The organism is Pseudomonas sp. FP2254 (assembly GCF_030687695.1).
GTDB lineage: Bacteria > Pseudomonadota > Gammaproteobacteria > Pseudomonadales > Pseudomonadaceae > Aquipseudomonas > Aquipseudomonas quebecensis.
This window is the reverse complement of record NZ_CP117444.1, coordinates 4,452,319-4,467,676: the sequence shown is the minus strand read 5'-3', so window position 1 is coordinate 4,467,676 and position 15,358 is coordinate 4,452,319. Positions and strand designations below refer to the sequence as shown.

Below are 15,358 nucleotides of genomic sequence, written 5' to 3'. Positions count from 1 at the left end.
GAGCGTCCTGGGCTGCATTCCCACGCGGAGCGCGGGAACGATCAGGTTTCAGGCCACCCTATTCAAATCGTTATCCCGCGTCTCCTTCAGGCACAGCACGGCGATCAAGCTGAGCAACGCTGCCGCCGACACATACCCACCCACATAACTTAGACCGCCCATCGCCACCAGCTTGGTCGCGAAGAATGGCGCGGCCGATGCGCCAACGATGCCGCCCAGGTTATACGCCGCCGAAGCTCCGGTATAACGCACGCGGGTCGGGAACAGCTCCGGCAACAGCGCACCCATCGGGGCGAAGGTCACGCCCATCAGGAACAGTTCCAGCGCCAGGAACAGCGCCACGGCCCAGGTGGAACCATGGGTCAGCAGCGGCTCCATGGTGAAACCGGACAGAATCGCCAGGATCGCACCGACGATCAGCACAGGTTTACGCCCGTAACGGTCGCTGGCCAATGCGGCGATGGGCGTGGCCAATCCCATGAACAGCACCGCAAAGCACAGCAGGCCAAGGAAGGTTTCGCGGCTGTAGCCCAAGGTTGAAACGCCGTAGCTCAGGGAAAACGCCGTGGTGATATAGAACAGTGCATAACACACCACCATCGACGCGGCGCCCAGCAACACCGGCAGCCAATGCTGGCTGAACAGTTCTACCAGCGGCACCTTCACCGGTGCTTCCTTGGCCACCGCCTTGGCGAACACCGGGGTTTCATGCAGCTTCAGACGCGCGTACAGGCCGATCATCACCAGCGCGGCGCTGAGGATGAACGGAATGCGCCAGCCCCAACTGCGGAACTGTTCGTCGTTCAGGCTCATGGCCAGGATCAGGAACAAGCCATTGGCCGCCAGAAAGCCGATCGAAGGCCCCAGTTGCGGGAACATGCCGAACCAGGCCCGTTTGCCCTTGGGCGCATTCTCGGTCGCCAGCAGCGCCGCGCCACCCCATTCCCCGCCAAGGCCCAGGCCCTGGCCGAAACGCAGCACACACAACAGGATCGGCGCCCAGGCGCCAATGCTGTCGTAGCCGGGCAGCAAACCAATCAGCGTGGTACAGACGCCCATCAGCAACAACGACGCCACCAGTGTCGACTTGCGGCCGATGCGGTCGCCGAAATGGCCAAACAGCGCAGAACCCAGCGGGCGGGCGATAAAGGCGATACCGAAGGTCAGGAACGACGCCAGCATCTGCGCGGTGCCGGAGCTCTGCGGGAAGAACACCGGGCCGATCACCAATGCCGCGGCGGTGGCGTAGATATAGAAATCGTAGAACTCGATGGCGGTGCCGACGATGCTCGCGGTCGCAACCCGCGCGGTCGAGTTGCTCGGTGCGGCGGTTGCGGCCTCGTTATAGGTGGTGCTCATGGTGGTATCCCTGACGGTCGTTGCGCGTTTTGGACGCGGATTATTATTGGTCGAACACCCATGGATCAGGGTTGCACGCGGTCGGGCGAAGCTTGGATAAACCGCAGGGATTATAGGAAGGGGTCTGGAATTACAACAAGAGCCGACACACCGCAAATCTAAATGTGGGAGGTGGCAAGATCCTCCCACATCGCAGCTGTTTGCTGTCAGGTGCTTACGCGGCGACCGGTACCCGGCTGGTATGCCAGATCAGCACCTTGGCCACCCGGTTATCCTCGGTCTCGAGGATTTCCAGACGATAGCGGCCGATTTTCAGGCATACCGCACAGTCAGGAATGGTTTCCAGCGCCTCGGTCACCAGACCGTTGAGGGTCTTGGGGCCGTCGCTGGGCAAGTGCCAGCTCAGGCTCTTGTTCAGTTCACGAATAGAAGCGGCGCCGTCGATGATATAGCGACCGTCCGGCTGGGCCTGGATGTGCGGGTTGTCCATGCCTTGCTCGCTTTCGAATTCGCCGACGATTTCTTCGAGAATATCTTCCAGCGTGACAATCCCCAGCACTTCACCGTATTCGTCCACCACCATGCCCAGGCGGCGCTGTTGCTTGTGGAAGTTCAGCAGCTGCAATTGCAGCGGCGTGCTTTCCGGCACGAAGTAGGGTTCGTGGCAGGCCGCGAGCAAGGCTTCCTTGGTCAGGCTGGCGTCGGGCAGCAGGTGCTGGATCTGGCGCGTGTTCAATACAGCCTGCACTTGGTTGATATCGCTGTGGAACACCGGCAGGCGCGTGCGCTTGGATGTACGCAGTTGTTCGATGATCTCTTCGACGGTGTCATCCAGGTTAATGCCGTCGACCTCGCTGCGCGGCACGAGGATGTCATTGACCGTGATGTTGTCCAGCGCGTGTATGCCGGGCATGCCGTGGGAGCGGCCTTCGTCCGCCTCAGGCGCGGGTTCGTCGTCGTGATCGGGCAACGGCTCATCGCTGTTTTTCACCGTGCCGGTCTTGCGCGCGAAAGGGCGCAGCAGCAGCAGGCTGATGCCATTGAGCAGCCAGGCCAACGGATAAACGATTTTCAGGGGCACGCCCAACAGCGTATTGCCAAAGCCGAGTACAGCCTGGGGATAGCGGGTGGCCAGGGCGCGGGGCAGGTAGTCGGCCAGCACCAGCAGGGTCGCGCAGGACACCAGCCAGCCCAGCCAGGGGCCGTTTTCCGCCCAGGCATGGATCGCCGGCAAGGTGCACAGGATCACCACCACGCCACGGCACAGCGTATTGCAGAGGATCAGACTGTTGCGCGGGAAATTCAGCCGGGCAGCGGCCTTGTCGCCCTGGCGCGTGCCGGGGCGCAGCGCCAGCAAGTGCTGCTGGGCGGCTTCAATGGCGGTAAACAGCCCGGCCCATAACACCAGTAGGGCGATTACCGCGAGCATCGGCCCCAGGGGCAAATTGTCCATGATCGCTGCCCGTCAGATATGCAGGATGTATTCGCGAACCAGCTTGCTGCCGAAATAGGCCAGCATCAGCAGGCAGAAGCCGGCCAGGGTCCAGCGGATCGCCTTGTGTCCGCGCCAGCCGAGGCGGTTACGGCCCCACAGCAGTACGCTGAACACCACCCACGCCAGGCATGCCAGCAGGGTTTTGTGCACCAGATGCTGGGCGAACAGGTTCTCGACGAATACCCAGCCGGATATCAACGACAGCGACAGCAGGGTCCAGCCGGCCCACAGGAAGCCGAACAGCAGGCTCTCCATGGTCTGCAGCGGCGGGAAGTTCTTGATCAGGCCCAGCGGGTGTTTGTGCTTGAGCTGGTGGTCCTGCAGCAGCAGGAGCAGGGACTGGAATACCGCGATGGTAAACATGCCGTACGCGAGGATCGACAGCAGGATGTGGGCGAGCATGCCCGGCTCTTCGTCGATGACCTGCACGGTGCCGGTAGGGGCGAACTGTGCCAGCAGTACGGTGAGCATGCCCAGCGGGAATAACAGGACCAGCAGGTTTTCCACCGGGATGCGGGAGCAGGCGAGCAGCGTCAGGGCAATCACCGCGGCGGCGATCAGGCTGGCGGCGCTGAAAAAATCCAGGGCCAGGCCGACCGGCGTCAACAGGTGGGTGAACAGGCTCGCGGCGTGTGCCAGCAGGGCGAGGACGCCCAGGCCGACCAGCAGGCGCTTGTCGGCCTTGGCGCATTGGGCCAGGCGAGTGCCCTGGTAGAGGGTCGCAGCGGCGTACAGCAGGGCGGCGGCGAGACTGGGTAGCAAACTGGGTGGCAAAGGGAGCATAAATCCTGATAGGCAAGCCCGAAAGGCGCTGAGTTTGGCACACACCTGCGCTCCACGAAAGACTCCCGGGCCAGACAGCGGGTGTGCATGGACGCAGTCTTCGCTATAATCCGCGACCTGCCCACGCCGCAGGCTCGCCGAGCGCTGTTTTTAACAGCGATTTACCACAGCCTGGGCCGCCATTACCTCGGTCTACAACGCACTTCGTTGAATAGGGCCTGAAAGGATCGCGCATGTTTGAAAACTTGACTGACCGTCTCTCGCAGACGCTGCGCCACGTTACCGGCAAGGCCAAGCTGACCGAGGACAATATTAAAGACACCCTGCGCGAAGTGCGCATGGCGCTGCTGGAAGCCGACGTTGCTTTGCCTGTGGTCAAGGACTTCGTCAACTCGGTCAAGGAGCGAGCGGTCGGCACTGAAGTGTCCCGCAGCCTGACGCCGGGCCAGGCATTCGTGAAGATCGTCCAGGCCGAACTCGAAAGCCTGATGGGCGCGGCCAACGAAGACCTGAACCTCAGCGCCGTGCCACCGGCCGTCGTGCTGATGGCCGGTCTGCAGGGTGCGGGCAAGACCACCACCGCCGGCAAGCTGGCGCGCTTCCTCAAAGAGCGCAAGAAGAAATCGGTAATGGTCGTGTCGGCCGACGTCTACCGTCCGGCGGCCATCAAGCAGTTGGAAATGCTTGCGGGCGAAGTGGGGGTGACCTTTTTTCCGTCGGACCTGAGCCAGAAGCCGGTCGACATCGCCAACGCGGCTATTAAAGAAGCACGCCTGAAATTCATCGACGTGGTCATCGTCGATACCGCCGGTCGCCTGCACATCGATGAAGAGATGATGGGCGAGATCAAGGCGCTGCATGCCGCGATCAATCCGGTTGAGACCCTGTTCGTGGTCGATGCCATGACCGGCCAGGATGCGGCCAACACCGCCAAGGCCTTCGGCGACGCGCTGCCCCTGACCGGTGTGATCCTGACCAAGGTCGACGGTGACGCCCGTGGCGGTGCCGCGCTGTCGGTGCGCGCCATCACCGGCAAGCCGATCAAGTTCATCGGTATGGGCGAAAAGAGCGAAGCGCTCGAACCGTTCCACCCTGAGCGTATCGCCTCGCGCATCCTCGGCATGGGCGACGTACTCAGCTTGATCGAGCAGGCCGAAGCCACCCTCGACAAGGACAAGGCCGACAAGCTCGCCAAGAAGCTGAAGAAGGGCAAGGGCTTCGATCTCGAAGACTTCCGCGACCAGCTGCAGCAAATGAAGAACATGGGCGGCCTCGGCGGCCTGATGGACAAGCTGCCGAACATCGGCGGTGTGAACCTGGCCCAAATGGGCAATGCCCAGGGCGCGGCCGAGAAGCAATTCAAGCAGATGGAAGCCATCATCAATTCCATGACCCCGGCCGAGCGCCGTGACCCTGAGCTGATCAGCGGTTCGCGCAAACGTCGGATCGCCATGGGTTCCGGCACCCAGGTGCAGGACATCGGCCGCTTGATCAAGCAACACAAGCAGATGCAGAAAATGATGAAGAAGTTCTCCGCCAAGGGTGGAATGGCCAAGATGATGCGCGGCATGGGCGGTATGTTGCCCGGCGGCGGCATGCCCAAGATGTAAAGAATTCGAGCAAGGGCTTGCTCTTGCTCCGACCCACAGGGATGTGGGATCTCCAGCAAACCCGCCGTTGGCGGGCGCTGACCTGCCGTTTTAAGCGACGGCTCTCCAGCAGATCTGAGTGTCACGGCTATAGGCGCCGGAAAAAGACATTTGCAAAAGTCGGGATATTCCTTAGAATATGCGGCCTTTCGGGCACCTATGCCCGCTGTGCATTTAGATTTGCAGCACCGACTACAGGAACGATGTTCACATGCTAACAATCCGTCTTGCCCTTGGCGGCTCCAAAAAGCGCCCGTTTTACCACTTGACCGTAACTGACAGCCGCAACCCACGTGACGGCTCTCACAAGGAACAAGTTGGCTTCTTCAACCCGATCGCTCGTGGTCAAGAAGTCCGCCTGTCCGTGAACCAAGAGCGCGTAGCCTACTGGCTGAGCGTTGGTGCACAGCCTTCTGAGCGTGTTGCCAAGTTGTTGAAGGACTCGGCTAAGGCCGCAGCCTGAGCAATATGAACGCGACGCCAGCGGTTGCTGATGATTTGATCGTTATCGGCAAGATCTACTCTGTTCATGGCGTTCGCGGCGAAGTGAAGGTGTATTCCTTTACTGATCCGACTGAAAACCTGTTGCAGTACAAAACCTGGACGCTCAAGCGCGAAGGCAGCGTGAAACAGGTCGAGCTGGTCAGTGGACGCGGGAGCGATAAGTTCCTGGTCGCAAAGCTCAAGGGTCTTGATGATCGTGAAGAAGCTCGTCTTCTGGCCGGTTATGAGATCTGCGTGCCGCGCAACCTGTTCCCTGAATTGACCGACGGCGAGTACTACTGGTACCAGCTGGAAGGTCTGAAGGTTATTGATCAACTGGGGCAACTGCTCGGGAAAATCGATCATCTTCTGGAAACCGGCGCCAATGATGTAATGGTGGTCAAGCCTTGCGCTGGCAGCCTGGATGATCGCGAACGCCTGTTGCCCTATACCGAGCAATGCGTGTTGGCCGTCGACCTGGCAGCGGGCGAGATGAAGGTGGAATGGGACGCGGACTTCTAAGCGTGGCTAATTTGCGCATTGAAGTGATCAGTTTGTTTCCCGAGATGTTTTCCGCCATCAGCGAGTACGGCATCACCAGTCGGGCGGTGAAACAGGGGCTGCTGCAGCTCACCTGTTGGAACCCGCGAGACTACACGACGGATCGACATCACACTGTGGACGATCGCCCATTTGGCGGAGGCCCGGGCATGGTGATGAAGATCAAGCCCCTGGAAGATGCGTTGGTTCAGGCCAAGGCAGCCGCCGGGGAGAAGGCGAAGGTGATTTACCTGTCCCCTCAAGGCCGTCAGCTGAAACAGGCGGCGGTACGCGAACTGGCGAATGAGGACGCACTGATCCTGATTGCCGGTCGCTATGAAGGCATTGACGAGCGTTTTATTGAAGCTCATGTCGATGAAGAGTGGTCGATTGGGGACTATGTCCTGTCTGGCGGCGAGCTGCCGGCGATGGTCCTGATAGATGCGGTTACACGACTGCTGCCTGGAGCTTTAGGGCATGCGGACTCTGCGGAGGAAGATTCCTTCACGGATGGTTTGCTGGATTGCCCGCACTACACCCGTCCGGAGGTGTATGCGGATCAGCGTGTTCCCGACGTATTGCTAAGTGGCAATCACGCACACATCCGGCGTTGGCGTTTACAGCAGTCCCTTGGTCGGACCTATGAACGACGCGCCGATCTTCTGGAAAGCCGCTCGCTTTCTGGAGAAGAGAAGAAGCTGCTCGAGGAATACATCCTCGCGCGGGACGATAGTTAACAACGTATCGATGGTAGGTCCAATGACTTACCTTAGGAGCACAGCATGACTAACAAAATCATCCTTGCACTCGAAGCAGAGCAGATGACCAAAGAGATCCCTACCTTTGCCCCGGGCGACACCATTGTCGTTCAGGTGAAAGTGAAGGAAGGCGACCGTTCGCGTCTGCAAGCGTTCGAAGGCGTGGTAATCGCCAAGCGTAACCGTGGTGTGAACAGTGCTTTCACTGTTCGTAAAATCTCCAACGGTGTTGGCGTAGAGCGTACTTTCCAGACCTACAGCCCGCAGATCGACAGCATGGCCGTTAAGCGTCGCGGTGACGTACGTAAAGCCAAGCTGTACTACCTGCGTGACCTGTCCGGTAAAGCAGCTCGCATCAAGGAAAAACTGGCTTAAGCCCAGCTTCCGATGCAGAAAAAAGCAGCCTACGGGCTGCTTTTTTGTGCCCGCGATTTAAGGTCCGCGCTAGGATCTACCCTTCCGCTATTTACCTGTTCGAGCTCCCATGCCTGCCATTGACCACCCTTTGATCGACCGCTTCCTCGACGCCCTTTGGCTGGAGAAAGGCTTGTCGGATAACACGCGCCAGGCCTATCGCAGCGACCTGGCCCTGTTCAACGGCTGGTTGCAGGATAAAAACCTCGAACTGATTAATGCGGGTCGTGAGCTGATCCTCGATCATCTGGCCTGGCGCCTGGAGCAAAACTACAAACCCCGTTCCACTGCCCGATTCCTCTCGGGTGTGCGTGGCTTTTATCGCTATCTGCTACGCGAAAAACTCATCAGCCTCGACCCGACGCTGCAAATCGAGATGCCACAGTTGGGCCGGCCGCTGCCTAAATCCCTGTCGGAAGCCGACGTCGACGCTTTGCTCAATGCCCCCGACCTCAGCGAAGCCATCGGCCAGCGCGACCGCGCCATGCTGGAAGTGCTGTACGCCTGCGGCCTGCGGGTGACCGAACTGATCAGCCTGACCCTGGAGCAGGTCAACCTGCGCCAGGGCGTACTGCGAGTAATGGGCAAGGGCAGCAAGGAGCGGCTGGTGCCGATGGGCGAGGAGGCGATTGTGTGGGTTGAGCGCTATATGCGCGATGGTCGCAGCGAATTGCTCGGTGGGCGCCCCAGCGATGTGCTGTTCCCCAGCCTGCGCGGCGAGCAGATGACGCGCCAGACCTTCTGGCATCGCATCAAGCATCAGGCCAAGGTCGCCGGGATCGGCAAGACCCTGTCGCCGCACACGTTGCGTCATGCTTTCGCCACCCATTTGCTCAATCATGGCGCGGATTTGCGCGTGGTGCAGATGCTGCTCGGACACAGCGACTTATCCACAACCCAGATCTATACCCATGTGGCGCGCGCACGGTTGCAGGATCTGCACGCCAAGCACCATCCGCGTGGGTGAAAACCGCCAATTTGTCCCGCCACGGGCTGCCCTGCGGCCCAACTGTGGTAGGCTTTGCCGGTTAGCAAGGGGGACGGCACAGGCCCGTGTTTCCAGACCGGCGCTCCTTCCCGTCCCTGCGTCTGCCTTCAGGAGTTTCCATGCGCTTGACCCAGATTATTGCCGCCGCAGCGATTGCGTTGGTTTCCACCTTTGTCGTCGCGGATGACGCGGCCGAACAGACCATTCGCAAGAGCCTGGCCAACCTGCAGCTCGACACCCCGATCGAAAGCATCAGCGCCAGCCCCATGGCCGGCCTGTATGAGGTCAAGCTCAAGGGCAGCCGCGTGCTGTATGCCAGTGCCGACGGTCAGTACATCGTCCAGGGCTACCTGTTCCAGCTCAAGGACGGCAAGCCGGTCAATCTGACCGAGAAGGCCGAGCGCCTGGGTGTGTCCAAGCTGATCAATGGCATTCCTGTGGCTGAAACCGTGGTGTACCCGGCGGTTGGCGAAACCAAGACCCACATCACCGTGTTCACCGACACCACCTGCCCGTATTGCCACAAGCTGCACGCCGAAGTGCCTGCGCTGAACAAGCTGGGCGTGGAAGTGCGCTATGTAGCGTTCCCGCGCCAGGGCCTGGGTTCTCCGGGTGACGAGCAGTTGCAGGCTGTATGGTGTTCGGCCGACAAGAAGGCCGCCATGGACAAGATGGTCGACGGCAAGGAAATCAAGGCCGCTAAATGCGCCAATCCAGTTTCCAAACAGTTCGCCCTCGGCCAGTCCATCGGTGTGAACGGTACGCCGGCCATCGTATTGGCAGACGGCCAAGTGATTCCGGGCTACCAGCCGGCGCCACAAGTTGCCAAACTGGCGCTGAGTGCCAAATAAACCAGCATCGTCGAACCTTTGACGATCATGGCCCGCGGATAAGCCGGCGGGCCATTAATTGAAAGCCGCGGTTGTGCGGCTGTTTTCCACGGCCGACCTAGCGTCGGCCGTTTCATGGGGAGTTCTTCAGTGAAACCGGTCAAAGTAGGCATCTGTGGGTTAGGGACCGTCGGTGGCGGTACCTTCAACGTTCTTCAGCGTAACGCTGAAGAAATTTCGCGCCGTGCAGGGCGTGGAATTGAAGTGGCACAAATTGCCACGCGTTCGCCAAAGCCTCAGTTCCAAACGACCGGTATTGCGATTACCCACGATGTCTTCGCCGTGGCCACCAACCCCGAGATCGATATCGTCATCGAACTGGTGGGCGGCTACACCGTGGCCCGCGAGCTGGTGCTCAAGGCCATCGAGAACGGCAAGCATGTGGTCACCGCCAACAAGGCGCTGATTGCCGTGCATGGCAACGAGATCTTTGCCAAAGCCCGCGAGAAGGGCGTGATCGTGGCGTTCGAAGCCGCGGTAGCCGGCGGTATCCCGGTGATCAAGGCGATCCGTGAAGGCCTGTCCGCCAACCGTATCAACTGGGTGGCCGGTATCATCAACGGCACCGGTAACTTTATCCTCACCGAAATGCGCGAGAAGGGCCGCACGTTCGAAGACGTGCTGGCCGAGGCCCAGGCTCTGGGCTACGCCGAAGCCGACCCGACGTTTGACGTGGAAGGCATCGACGCGGCGCACAAGCTGACCATCCTGGCGTCCATCGCCTTTGGTATCCCGCTGCAATTCGACAAGGCCTACACCGAAGGCATCACCAAGCTGACCACCGCCGACGTGAATTACGCCGAAGCGCTGGGCTATCGCATCAAGCACCTGGGCGTGGCTCGCAGCACGCCGGCGGGTATCGAGTTGCGTGTGCACCCGACGCTGATCCCGGCCGACCGTCTGATCGCCAACGTCAATGGCGTGATGAACGCTGTGATGGTCAACGGCGACGCCGCCGGCTCGACCCTGTTCTACGGCGCCGGCGCCGGTATGGAGCCGACTGCGTCGTCGGTGATCGCCGACTTGGTGGACGTGGTGCGCGCCATGACCAGCGACCCGGAAAACCGCGTACCGCACCTGGCCTTCCAGCCGGACTCGCTCTCGGCCCATCCGATCCTGCCGATCGAAGCCTGCGAAAGTGCCTACTACCTGCGCATCCAGGCTCAGGATCACCCTGGCGTATTGGCTCAGGTGGCCAGCATTCTGTCGGAGCGCGGCATCAACATCGAATCGATCATGCAGAAGGAAGTCGAGGAGCAAAATGGCCAGGTGCCAATGATCCTGCTGACCCACCGTGTGCTGGAACAACACATCAACGATGCCATCCAGGCACTGGAAGCGCTCCAGGGTGTGGTTGGGCCGGTTGTACGGATTCGCGTCGAACATTTGAATTAATTCAGCTGCAAGCGCCAAGCTGCAAGCTTCAAGTAGAAGCAGATCTGCTCTAACTTGAAGCTTGTCACTTGAAGCTTGAAGCCCAAACCGAAGGTTTGCCCCTATGCGCTACATCAGCACCCGCGGCCAGGCACCGGCCCTGAATTTCGAAGACGTCCTGCTGGCGGGACTCGCCACCGACGGCGGCCTGTACGTGCCGGAAAACCTGCCGCGCTTTACCCAGGAAGACATTGCTTCGTGGGCCGGCCTGCCGTACCACGAGCTGGCGTTTCGGGTGATGCGCCCGTTCGTCACCGGCAGCATCCCGGATGCGGACTTCAAGAAGATTCTGGAAGAGACCTACGGCGTGTTTTCCCACAGCGCCATCGCCCCGTTGCGTCAGTTGAACGGCAACGAATGGGTGCTGGAGCTGTTCCACGGCCCGACCCTGGCATTCAAGGATTTTGCTCTGCAATTGCTGGGTCGTCTGTTGGACTACGTGCTGGCCAAGCGTGGCGAGCGTGTGGTGATCATCGGCGCCACGTCCGGTGATACCGGCTCGGCGGCGATCGAAGGCTGCAAGCACTGCGAAAACGTCGACATCTTCATCCTGCATCCACACCAGCGCGTGTCGGAAGTGCAGCGTCGCCAGATGACGACTATCTTCGGCGAAAATATCCACAACATCGCCATCGAAGGCAACTTCGATGACTGCCAGGAAATGGTCAAGAACAGCTTCGCCGACCAGAGCTTCCTCAAGGGAACGCGTCTGGTGGCGGTGAACTCGATCAACTGGGCGCGGATCATGGCCCAGATCGTCTACTACTTCCACGCCGCCCTGCAGCTGGGTGGCCCGGCGCGTTCGGTGTCGTTCTCGGTGCCGACCGGCAACTTCGGCGACATCTTCGCCGGCTACCTGGCGCGTAACATGGGCCTGCCGATCAACCAGTTGATCGTCGCCACCAACCGCAACGACATCCTGCACCGCTTCATGAGCGGCAACCAGTATGTCAAGGAAACCCTGCACGCCACATTGTCGCCGTCCATGGACATCATGGTGTCGTCGAACTTCGAGCGTCTGCTGTTCGACATGCATGGTCGCAACGGTGCGGCCATTGCCGGCTTGATGGACACATTCAAGAGTGGCGGTGGTTTCAGCGTTGATGAAGAGCGCTGGACCGAAACCCGCAAGCTCTTCGATTCCCTGGCCGTGGACGACGCGCAGACCTGCGAAACCATCGCCGAAGTCTACGCCCACACCGGCGAGTTGCTCGACCCGCACACCGCCATCGGTGTAAAGGCCGCCCGCGAATGCCGTCGCAGCCTGGATATCCCGATGGTGATCCTCGGCACCGCCCACCCGGTCAAATTTCCGGAAGCGGTGGAGCAGGCCGGGGTCGGCAAGGCTCTTGAACTGCCGGCGCATCTCACAAACCTGTTCGAGCGCGAAGAGCGCTGCACGGTGTTGGCCAATGACCTGAAGGTTGTGCAGGCGTTTGTGAGCCAGCATGGCAATCGGGGTAAGCCTTTGTAAGGCCCATCGCGAATGCAAAAACGCCGCTTTCCCTTCCTTGGGTCAGCGGCGTTTTAGTTTGTGGCAGGCCCGGTCTCGCGTTACGAGAGTAGTTTCTGCGCGACCACGATGACTGTGCCCACAGCGGCATAGAAGCCTGTCGCGATAGCCACCGGGTGCCAGAACGTCTCACAGGTTATCTTCAACGATTCTGCGTGAAGTTTGTTTTGCTCTGCATTCATGCGTGATATCTCGGCATTCATCCGTGACACCTCGGCAAAAATACGAGACACCTCTGCGTGCATTCTGTCTGTCGACGTCTGCGGTTCATTGTGTTCCGCCATCGCTATTTATCCTTCGCAATATGGGCCTTTTGACATGCGCTTGTGTCCGCATCGCAGCGCGGCCAGCGCTTATCGAGTATAGGATTCAGCCTCAGCCTTGGCCCGGCAAACCCCAAAACAGCAGCCCATTGCGTAAGCATTTATGTGCCGCCGTTTTTTGCCTGTCATGTTGCAAGCGCATGCTGGAGACGTCATCCCCCGGCGACCCCGCATAAACAAAAAAGCGAACTTTCCTACGTCGCAACCAGTCACTAAGGAAAGATGCAGCTCCCGTTTACAAGAATGTTTGCGAACTATTGAGTGGTGATCGAGATGGAAATTATCAGCCTATTGCTCGAAGAAGCACTGAGCCCTTATCAGGTGACGTTGACCACCGCAGGTATGCAGGATGAGTGCTTGGTGACTGTCAGGAATCCTGCTGACGCGATCGTGGTCGAGCGTGAATTCGATCGCGCACAGTTGATGGACAAGCGCGGGCTGGTGGATGTGGTGGATTGCCTGTTGCGCGATATCAAAATCGCCGAAGGGCGGCTGGAACCGTCGGTGATCGCCGCGCTGCGCAATGCCGCCCAGACTCGCGGCGCCGTGCGCGCATGAAGAATTGTTTATTTATGGAAACTTCCTACAGCGTGCCCGGTCAGATTTCGTAACAGCAAGAGCAAACATTGTGCTCCGGTGTTTGTGGCTTGCTGTACTGGTCTTGTTGTAGGCCACGTTTAACCCCGAAGTGTCTCCCCACTCTTCGGGGTTTCTTTTTGCCTGCGATTTGTCATGGCGGGGGCGACGCTACGCACCCGCCAGCCTTCTTTGCGCCCAGGCCGAACCAAGCAAACCTTCGCCTGTGCCGACGGCGTATCAGATCGCGCCTTCCTCGCGCAGGCGCGCAATCGCCGCCGTGTCGTACCCCAGCTCGCCCAGCACTGCGCCGTTGTGCTCGCCCAGCTGCGGGCCGACCCACTCGCAGCTGCCCGGCGTGTCCGACAGCTTGGGCACGATGCCAGGCATTTTGAAATCCTTGCCGCCGGGCAGTTGTGCCTTGAGGAACATCTCCCGGGCCAAAAACTGCGGGTCTCCCAGCATGTCCTCGGCGCTGTAGATGCGACTGGCAGGCACCTCGGCCTGGTTCAGTTGCGCTATGACCTGATCCAGCGGCAGGGCGTTGACCCAGCGGTCGATCACGCCGTATAGCTCATCGCGGCGACTGTCGCGACCGTCGTTGCTGGCCAGTTGGGGATCGTTGGCCAGGTCGTCACGACCGATGGTCGCCATGAAACGCTTGAAGATTGCGTCGCCATTGGCGCCGATCTGTACATGCTTGCCGTCCGCGCTGGTGTGGATCGAGGAGGGCGTGATGCCGGGCATGATGTTGCCGGTGCGTTCGCGGATGAAGCCGAACACGTCGAACTCGGGAATCATGCTTTCCATCATGGCGAAAATGGCTTCATACAGCGCCACATCGACCATCTGGCCCTGGCCGCCGTTGACCTCGCGATGCCGCAGCGCCATCAGCGCGCCGATTACCGCCCACAACGCCGCGATAGAGTCGCCGATGGAAATCCCGGTGCGTACCGGCGGGCGGTCTTCGAAGCCCGTGATATAACGCAGCCCGCCCATGGATTCGCCCACCGCGCCGAACCCTGGCTGGTCCTTCATCGGCCCGGTCTGGCCAAAACCCGACAGCCGCACCATCACCAGTTTCGGGTTGAGCGCGTGCAAGGTCTCCCAGCTCAGGCCCAGTTTTTCCAACACGCCGGGACGGAAGTTTTCGATCAGAATGTCGGCATCCGCCAGCAGTTGCTTGAGAATGGCCAGGCCATCCGGGTGTTTGAGGTTCAACGTCAGGGATTTCTTATTGCGCGCCTGCACGAACCACCAAAGCGATGTGCCTTCATACAGCTTGCGCCATTTGCGCAGCGGATCGCCGCCGTCCGGGGATTCGACCTTGATCACCTCGGCGCCGAATTCCGCGCAGATACGTGAGGCGAACGGGCCCGCGATCAGGGTGCCGAGTTCGATGACTTTCAGGCCGGCAAGCGGTTTGGCATTAAACGACATGGGGATCCTTGGCTGCGCAGAACAGGTGTGTGATGCCTTTTAACATAGGCGAGGGCCCAGGGATAAGGCGGATGCAGCGCAGTATTCGTGGATTGGCGTCGCCATCGGTTAGACTGGCCGCCTTTCCTTGTCTCTAGAAGCCCGTTCATGGCCCAGCCGTCCACGACCTACAAATTCGAACTTAACCTCACCGACCTCGATCGCTCGGTGTACGAGAGTGTCAAACAGACCATCGCTCGCCATCCGTCGGAGACTGAAGAACGCATGACCGTGCGGCTCCTGGCCTACGCGCTTTGGTACAACGAGCAGTTGGCGTTTGGCCGTGGCCTGTCAGATGTAGACGAACCGGCCTTGTGGGAGAAAAGCCTGGATGACCGTGTATTGCACTGGATCGAAGTCGGCCAGCCCGATGCCGACCGCCTGACCTGGTGCTCGCGTCGCACCGAGCGCACCAGCCTGCTGGCGTACGGTAGCCTGCGCGTGTGGGAAGGCAAGGTGGTGCCGGTGGCCAACAACCTGAAGAATGTGCACATCGCAGCCGTACCGCAGGAGGTCCTCGAGACCCTGGCCAAGGACATGCCCCGCGTGATCAAGTGGGACGTGATGATCAGCGAAGGTACGATCTTCGTCACCGACGACCGCGGCCAGCATGAAGTGCAACTGCAATGGCTGGTCGGCGAACGCGATTGAGTTCAGTTGATTTCAGCCTTGCT

Annotated in this window: 16 protein-coding genes; 11 read left to right on the top strand and 5 right to left on the bottom strand. The window is 60.1% G+C overall.

The window, feature by feature from the left end:
* Positions 1-48 precede the first annotated feature (48 nt).
* The 3 genes from PSH94_RS20575 to PSH94_RS20565 form a co-directional block, all read right to left on the bottom strand.
* The gene (locus PSH94_RS20575; protein WP_181078903.1) at positions 49-1,359 is read right to left on the bottom strand and encodes an MFS transporter; all 1,311 of its coding nucleotides are present in this window, start codon (positions 1,357-1,359) and stop codon (positions 49-51) included.
* Positions 1,360-1,573: 214 nt separating this feature from the next.
* Entirely contained in the window at positions 1,574-2,812 is a 1,239-nt protein-coding gene (locus PSH94_RS20570) for a transporter associated domain-containing protein (protein WP_181078905.1), read from the bottom strand.
* Positions 2,813-2,824: 12 nt separating this feature from the next.
* Complete coding sequence (locus PSH94_RS20565; RefSeq protein ID WP_370694737.1) at positions 2,825-3,637, bottom strand: inner membrane protein YpjD; 813 nt, start codon at positions 3,635-3,637, stop codon at positions 2,825-2,827.
* Between the two features lie 233 nt (positions 3,638-3,870).
* Between PSH94_RS20565 and ffh the strand changes: the two genes are divergently transcribed.
* The 9 genes from ffh (at position 3,871) to thrC (ending at position 12,267) form a co-directional block, all read left to right on the top strand.
* Positions 3,871-5,247, top strand: coding sequence for a signal recognition particle protein (ffh, locus tag PSH94_RS20560; protein WP_003175900.1), 1,377 nt, complete (start codon positions 3,871-3,873; stop codon positions 5,245-5,247).
* A 250-nt stretch (positions 5,248-5,497) separates the two neighbouring features.
* Complete coding sequence (rpsP, locus tag PSH94_RS20555; protein WP_003238923.1) at positions 5,498-5,749, top strand: 30S ribosomal protein S16; 252 nt, start codon at positions 5,498-5,500, stop codon at positions 5,747-5,749.
* Between the two features lie 5 nt (positions 5,750-5,754).
* Complete coding sequence (rimM, locus tag PSH94_RS20550) at positions 5,755-6,291, top strand: ribosome maturation factor RimM (RefSeq protein WP_003175898.1); 537 nt, start codon at positions 5,755-5,757, stop codon at positions 6,289-6,291.
* A complete protein-coding gene (trmD, locus tag PSH94_RS20545) occupies positions 6,273-7,046 on the top strand; it encodes a tRNA (guanosine(37)-N1)-methyltransferase TrmD (RefSeq protein ID WP_253509226.1) in 774 nt (257 codons plus the stop codon). The genes rimM and trmD overlap by 19 nt, the downstream gene beginning before the upstream one ends.
* Before the next feature lie 45 nt (positions 7,047-7,091).
* A complete protein-coding gene (gene rplS, locus PSH94_RS20540) occupies positions 7,092-7,442 on the top strand; it encodes a 50S ribosomal protein L19 (protein ID WP_003175895.1) in 351 nt (116 codons plus the stop codon).
* Positions 7,443-7,551: 109 nt separating this feature from the next.
* Positions 7,552-8,448, top strand: a complete 897-nt coding sequence (gene xerD / locus PSH94_RS20535) for a site-specific tyrosine recombinase XerD (protein ID WP_305435638.1) — start codon at positions 7,552-7,554, stop codon at positions 8,446-8,448.
* A 140-nt stretch (positions 8,449-8,588) separates the two neighbouring features.
* The gene (locus PSH94_RS20530; RefSeq protein WP_181078913.1) at positions 8,589-9,320 is read left to right on the top strand and encodes a thioredoxin fold domain-containing protein; all 732 of its coding nucleotides are present in this window, start codon (positions 8,589-8,591) and stop codon (positions 9,318-9,320) included.
* Between the two features lie 129 nt (positions 9,321-9,449).
* Positions 9,450-10,754, top strand: coding sequence for a homoserine dehydrogenase (locus PSH94_RS20525; RefSeq protein ID WP_181078915.1), 1,305 nt, complete (start codon positions 9,450-9,452; stop codon positions 10,752-10,754).
* Between the two features lie 103 nt (positions 10,755-10,857).
* Positions 10,858-12,267 carry a threonine synthase gene (gene thrC, locus PSH94_RS20520; RefSeq protein WP_181078917.1) on the top strand — a complete coding sequence of 470 codons (1,410 nt, stop codon included), beginning with the start codon at positions 10,858-10,860 and terminating at the stop codon, positions 12,265-12,267.
* Positions 12,268-12,347: 80 nt separating this feature from the next.
* Here the strand turns inward: thrC and PSH94_RS20515 are convergent, their stop codons facing one another.
* Positions 12,348-12,590 (bottom strand): hypothetical protein, encoded by a 243-nt coding sequence (locus tag PSH94_RS20515; protein WP_305435637.1) that lies wholly within the window; start codon positions 12,588-12,590, stop codon positions 12,348-12,350.
* Between the two features lie 312 nt (positions 12,591-12,902).
* Here PSH94_RS20515 and PSH94_RS20510 point away from each other — a divergent pair, with 312 nt between their 5' ends.
* Positions 12,903-13,187, top strand: a complete 285-nt coding sequence (locus tag PSH94_RS20510) for a DUF3509 domain-containing protein (protein ID WP_181078919.1) — start codon at positions 12,903-12,905, stop codon at positions 13,185-13,187.
* Between the two features lie 258 nt (positions 13,188-13,445).
* Here the strand turns inward: PSH94_RS20510 and PSH94_RS20505 are convergent, their stop codons facing one another.
* Positions 13,446-14,645, bottom strand: a complete 1,200-nt coding sequence (locus PSH94_RS20505; protein WP_253509222.1) for a CaiB/BaiF CoA-transferase family protein — start codon at positions 14,643-14,645, stop codon at positions 13,446-13,448.
* A gap of 147 nt (positions 14,646-14,792) precedes the next feature.
* Here PSH94_RS20505 and PSH94_RS20500 point away from each other — a divergent pair, with 147 nt between their 5' ends.
* On the top strand, positions 14,793-15,335 hold the full coding sequence (locus PSH94_RS20500; protein WP_305435636.1) for a YaeQ family protein: 543 nt from the start codon (positions 14,793-14,795) through the stop codon (positions 15,333-15,335).
* The last annotated feature ends 23 nt before the right edge of the window (positions 15,336-15,358 follow it).

Excerpts from the sequence above, each read along its gene's own strand:
- PSH94_RS20575 (WP_181078903.1), bottom strand. The coding sequence starts at position 1,359 with ATGAGCACCACCTATAACGAGGCCGCAACCGCCGCACCGAGCAACTCG.
- PSH94_RS20570 (WP_181078905.1), bottom strand. The coding sequence starts at position 2,812 with ATGGACAATTTGCCCCTGGGGCCGATGCTCGCGGTAATCGCCCTACTG.
- PSH94_RS20565 (WP_370694737.1), bottom strand. The coding sequence starts at position 3,637 with ATGCTCCCTTTGCCACCCAGTTTGCTACCCAGTCTCGCCGCCGCCCTG.
- ffh (WP_003175900.1), top strand. The coding sequence starts at position 3,871 with ATGTTTGAAAACTTGACTGACCGTCTCTCGCAGACGCTGCGCCACGTT.
- rpsP (WP_003238923.1), top strand. The coding sequence starts at position 5,498 with ATGCTAACAATCCGTCTTGCCCTTGGCGGCTCCAAAAAGCGCCCGTTT.
- rimM (WP_003175898.1), top strand. The coding sequence starts at position 5,755 with ATGAACGCGACGCCAGCGGTTGCTGATGATTTGATCGTTATCGGCAAG.
- trmD (WP_253509226.1), top strand. The coding sequence starts at position 6,273 with ATGGGACGCGGACTTCTAAGCGTGGCTAATTTGCGCATTGAAGTGATC.
- rplS (WP_003175895.1), top strand. The coding sequence starts at position 7,092 with ATGACTAACAAAATCATCCTTGCACTCGAAGCAGAGCAGATGACCAAA.
- xerD (WP_305435638.1), top strand. The coding sequence starts at position 7,552 with ATGCCTGCCATTGACCACCCTTTGATCGACCGCTTCCTCGACGCCCTT.
- PSH94_RS20530 (WP_181078913.1), top strand. The coding sequence starts at position 8,589 with ATGCGCTTGACCCAGATTATTGCCGCCGCAGCGATTGCGTTGGTTTCC.
- thrC (WP_181078917.1), top strand. The coding sequence starts at position 10,858 with ATGCGCTACATCAGCACCCGCGGCCAGGCACCGGCCCTGAATTTCGAA.
- PSH94_RS20515 (WP_305435637.1), bottom strand. The coding sequence starts at position 12,590 with ATGGCGGAACACAATGAACCGCAGACGTCGACAGACAGAATGCACGCA.
- PSH94_RS20510 (WP_181078919.1), top strand. The coding sequence starts at position 12,903 with ATGGAAATTATCAGCCTATTGCTCGAAGAAGCACTGAGCCCTTATCAG.
- PSH94_RS20505 (WP_253509222.1), bottom strand. The coding sequence starts at position 14,645 with ATGTCGTTTAATGCCAAACCGCTTGCCGGCCTGAAAGTCATCGAACTC.
- PSH94_RS20500 (WP_305435636.1), top strand. The coding sequence starts at position 14,793 with ATGGCCCAGCCGTCCACGACCTACAAATTCGAACTTAACCTCACCGAC.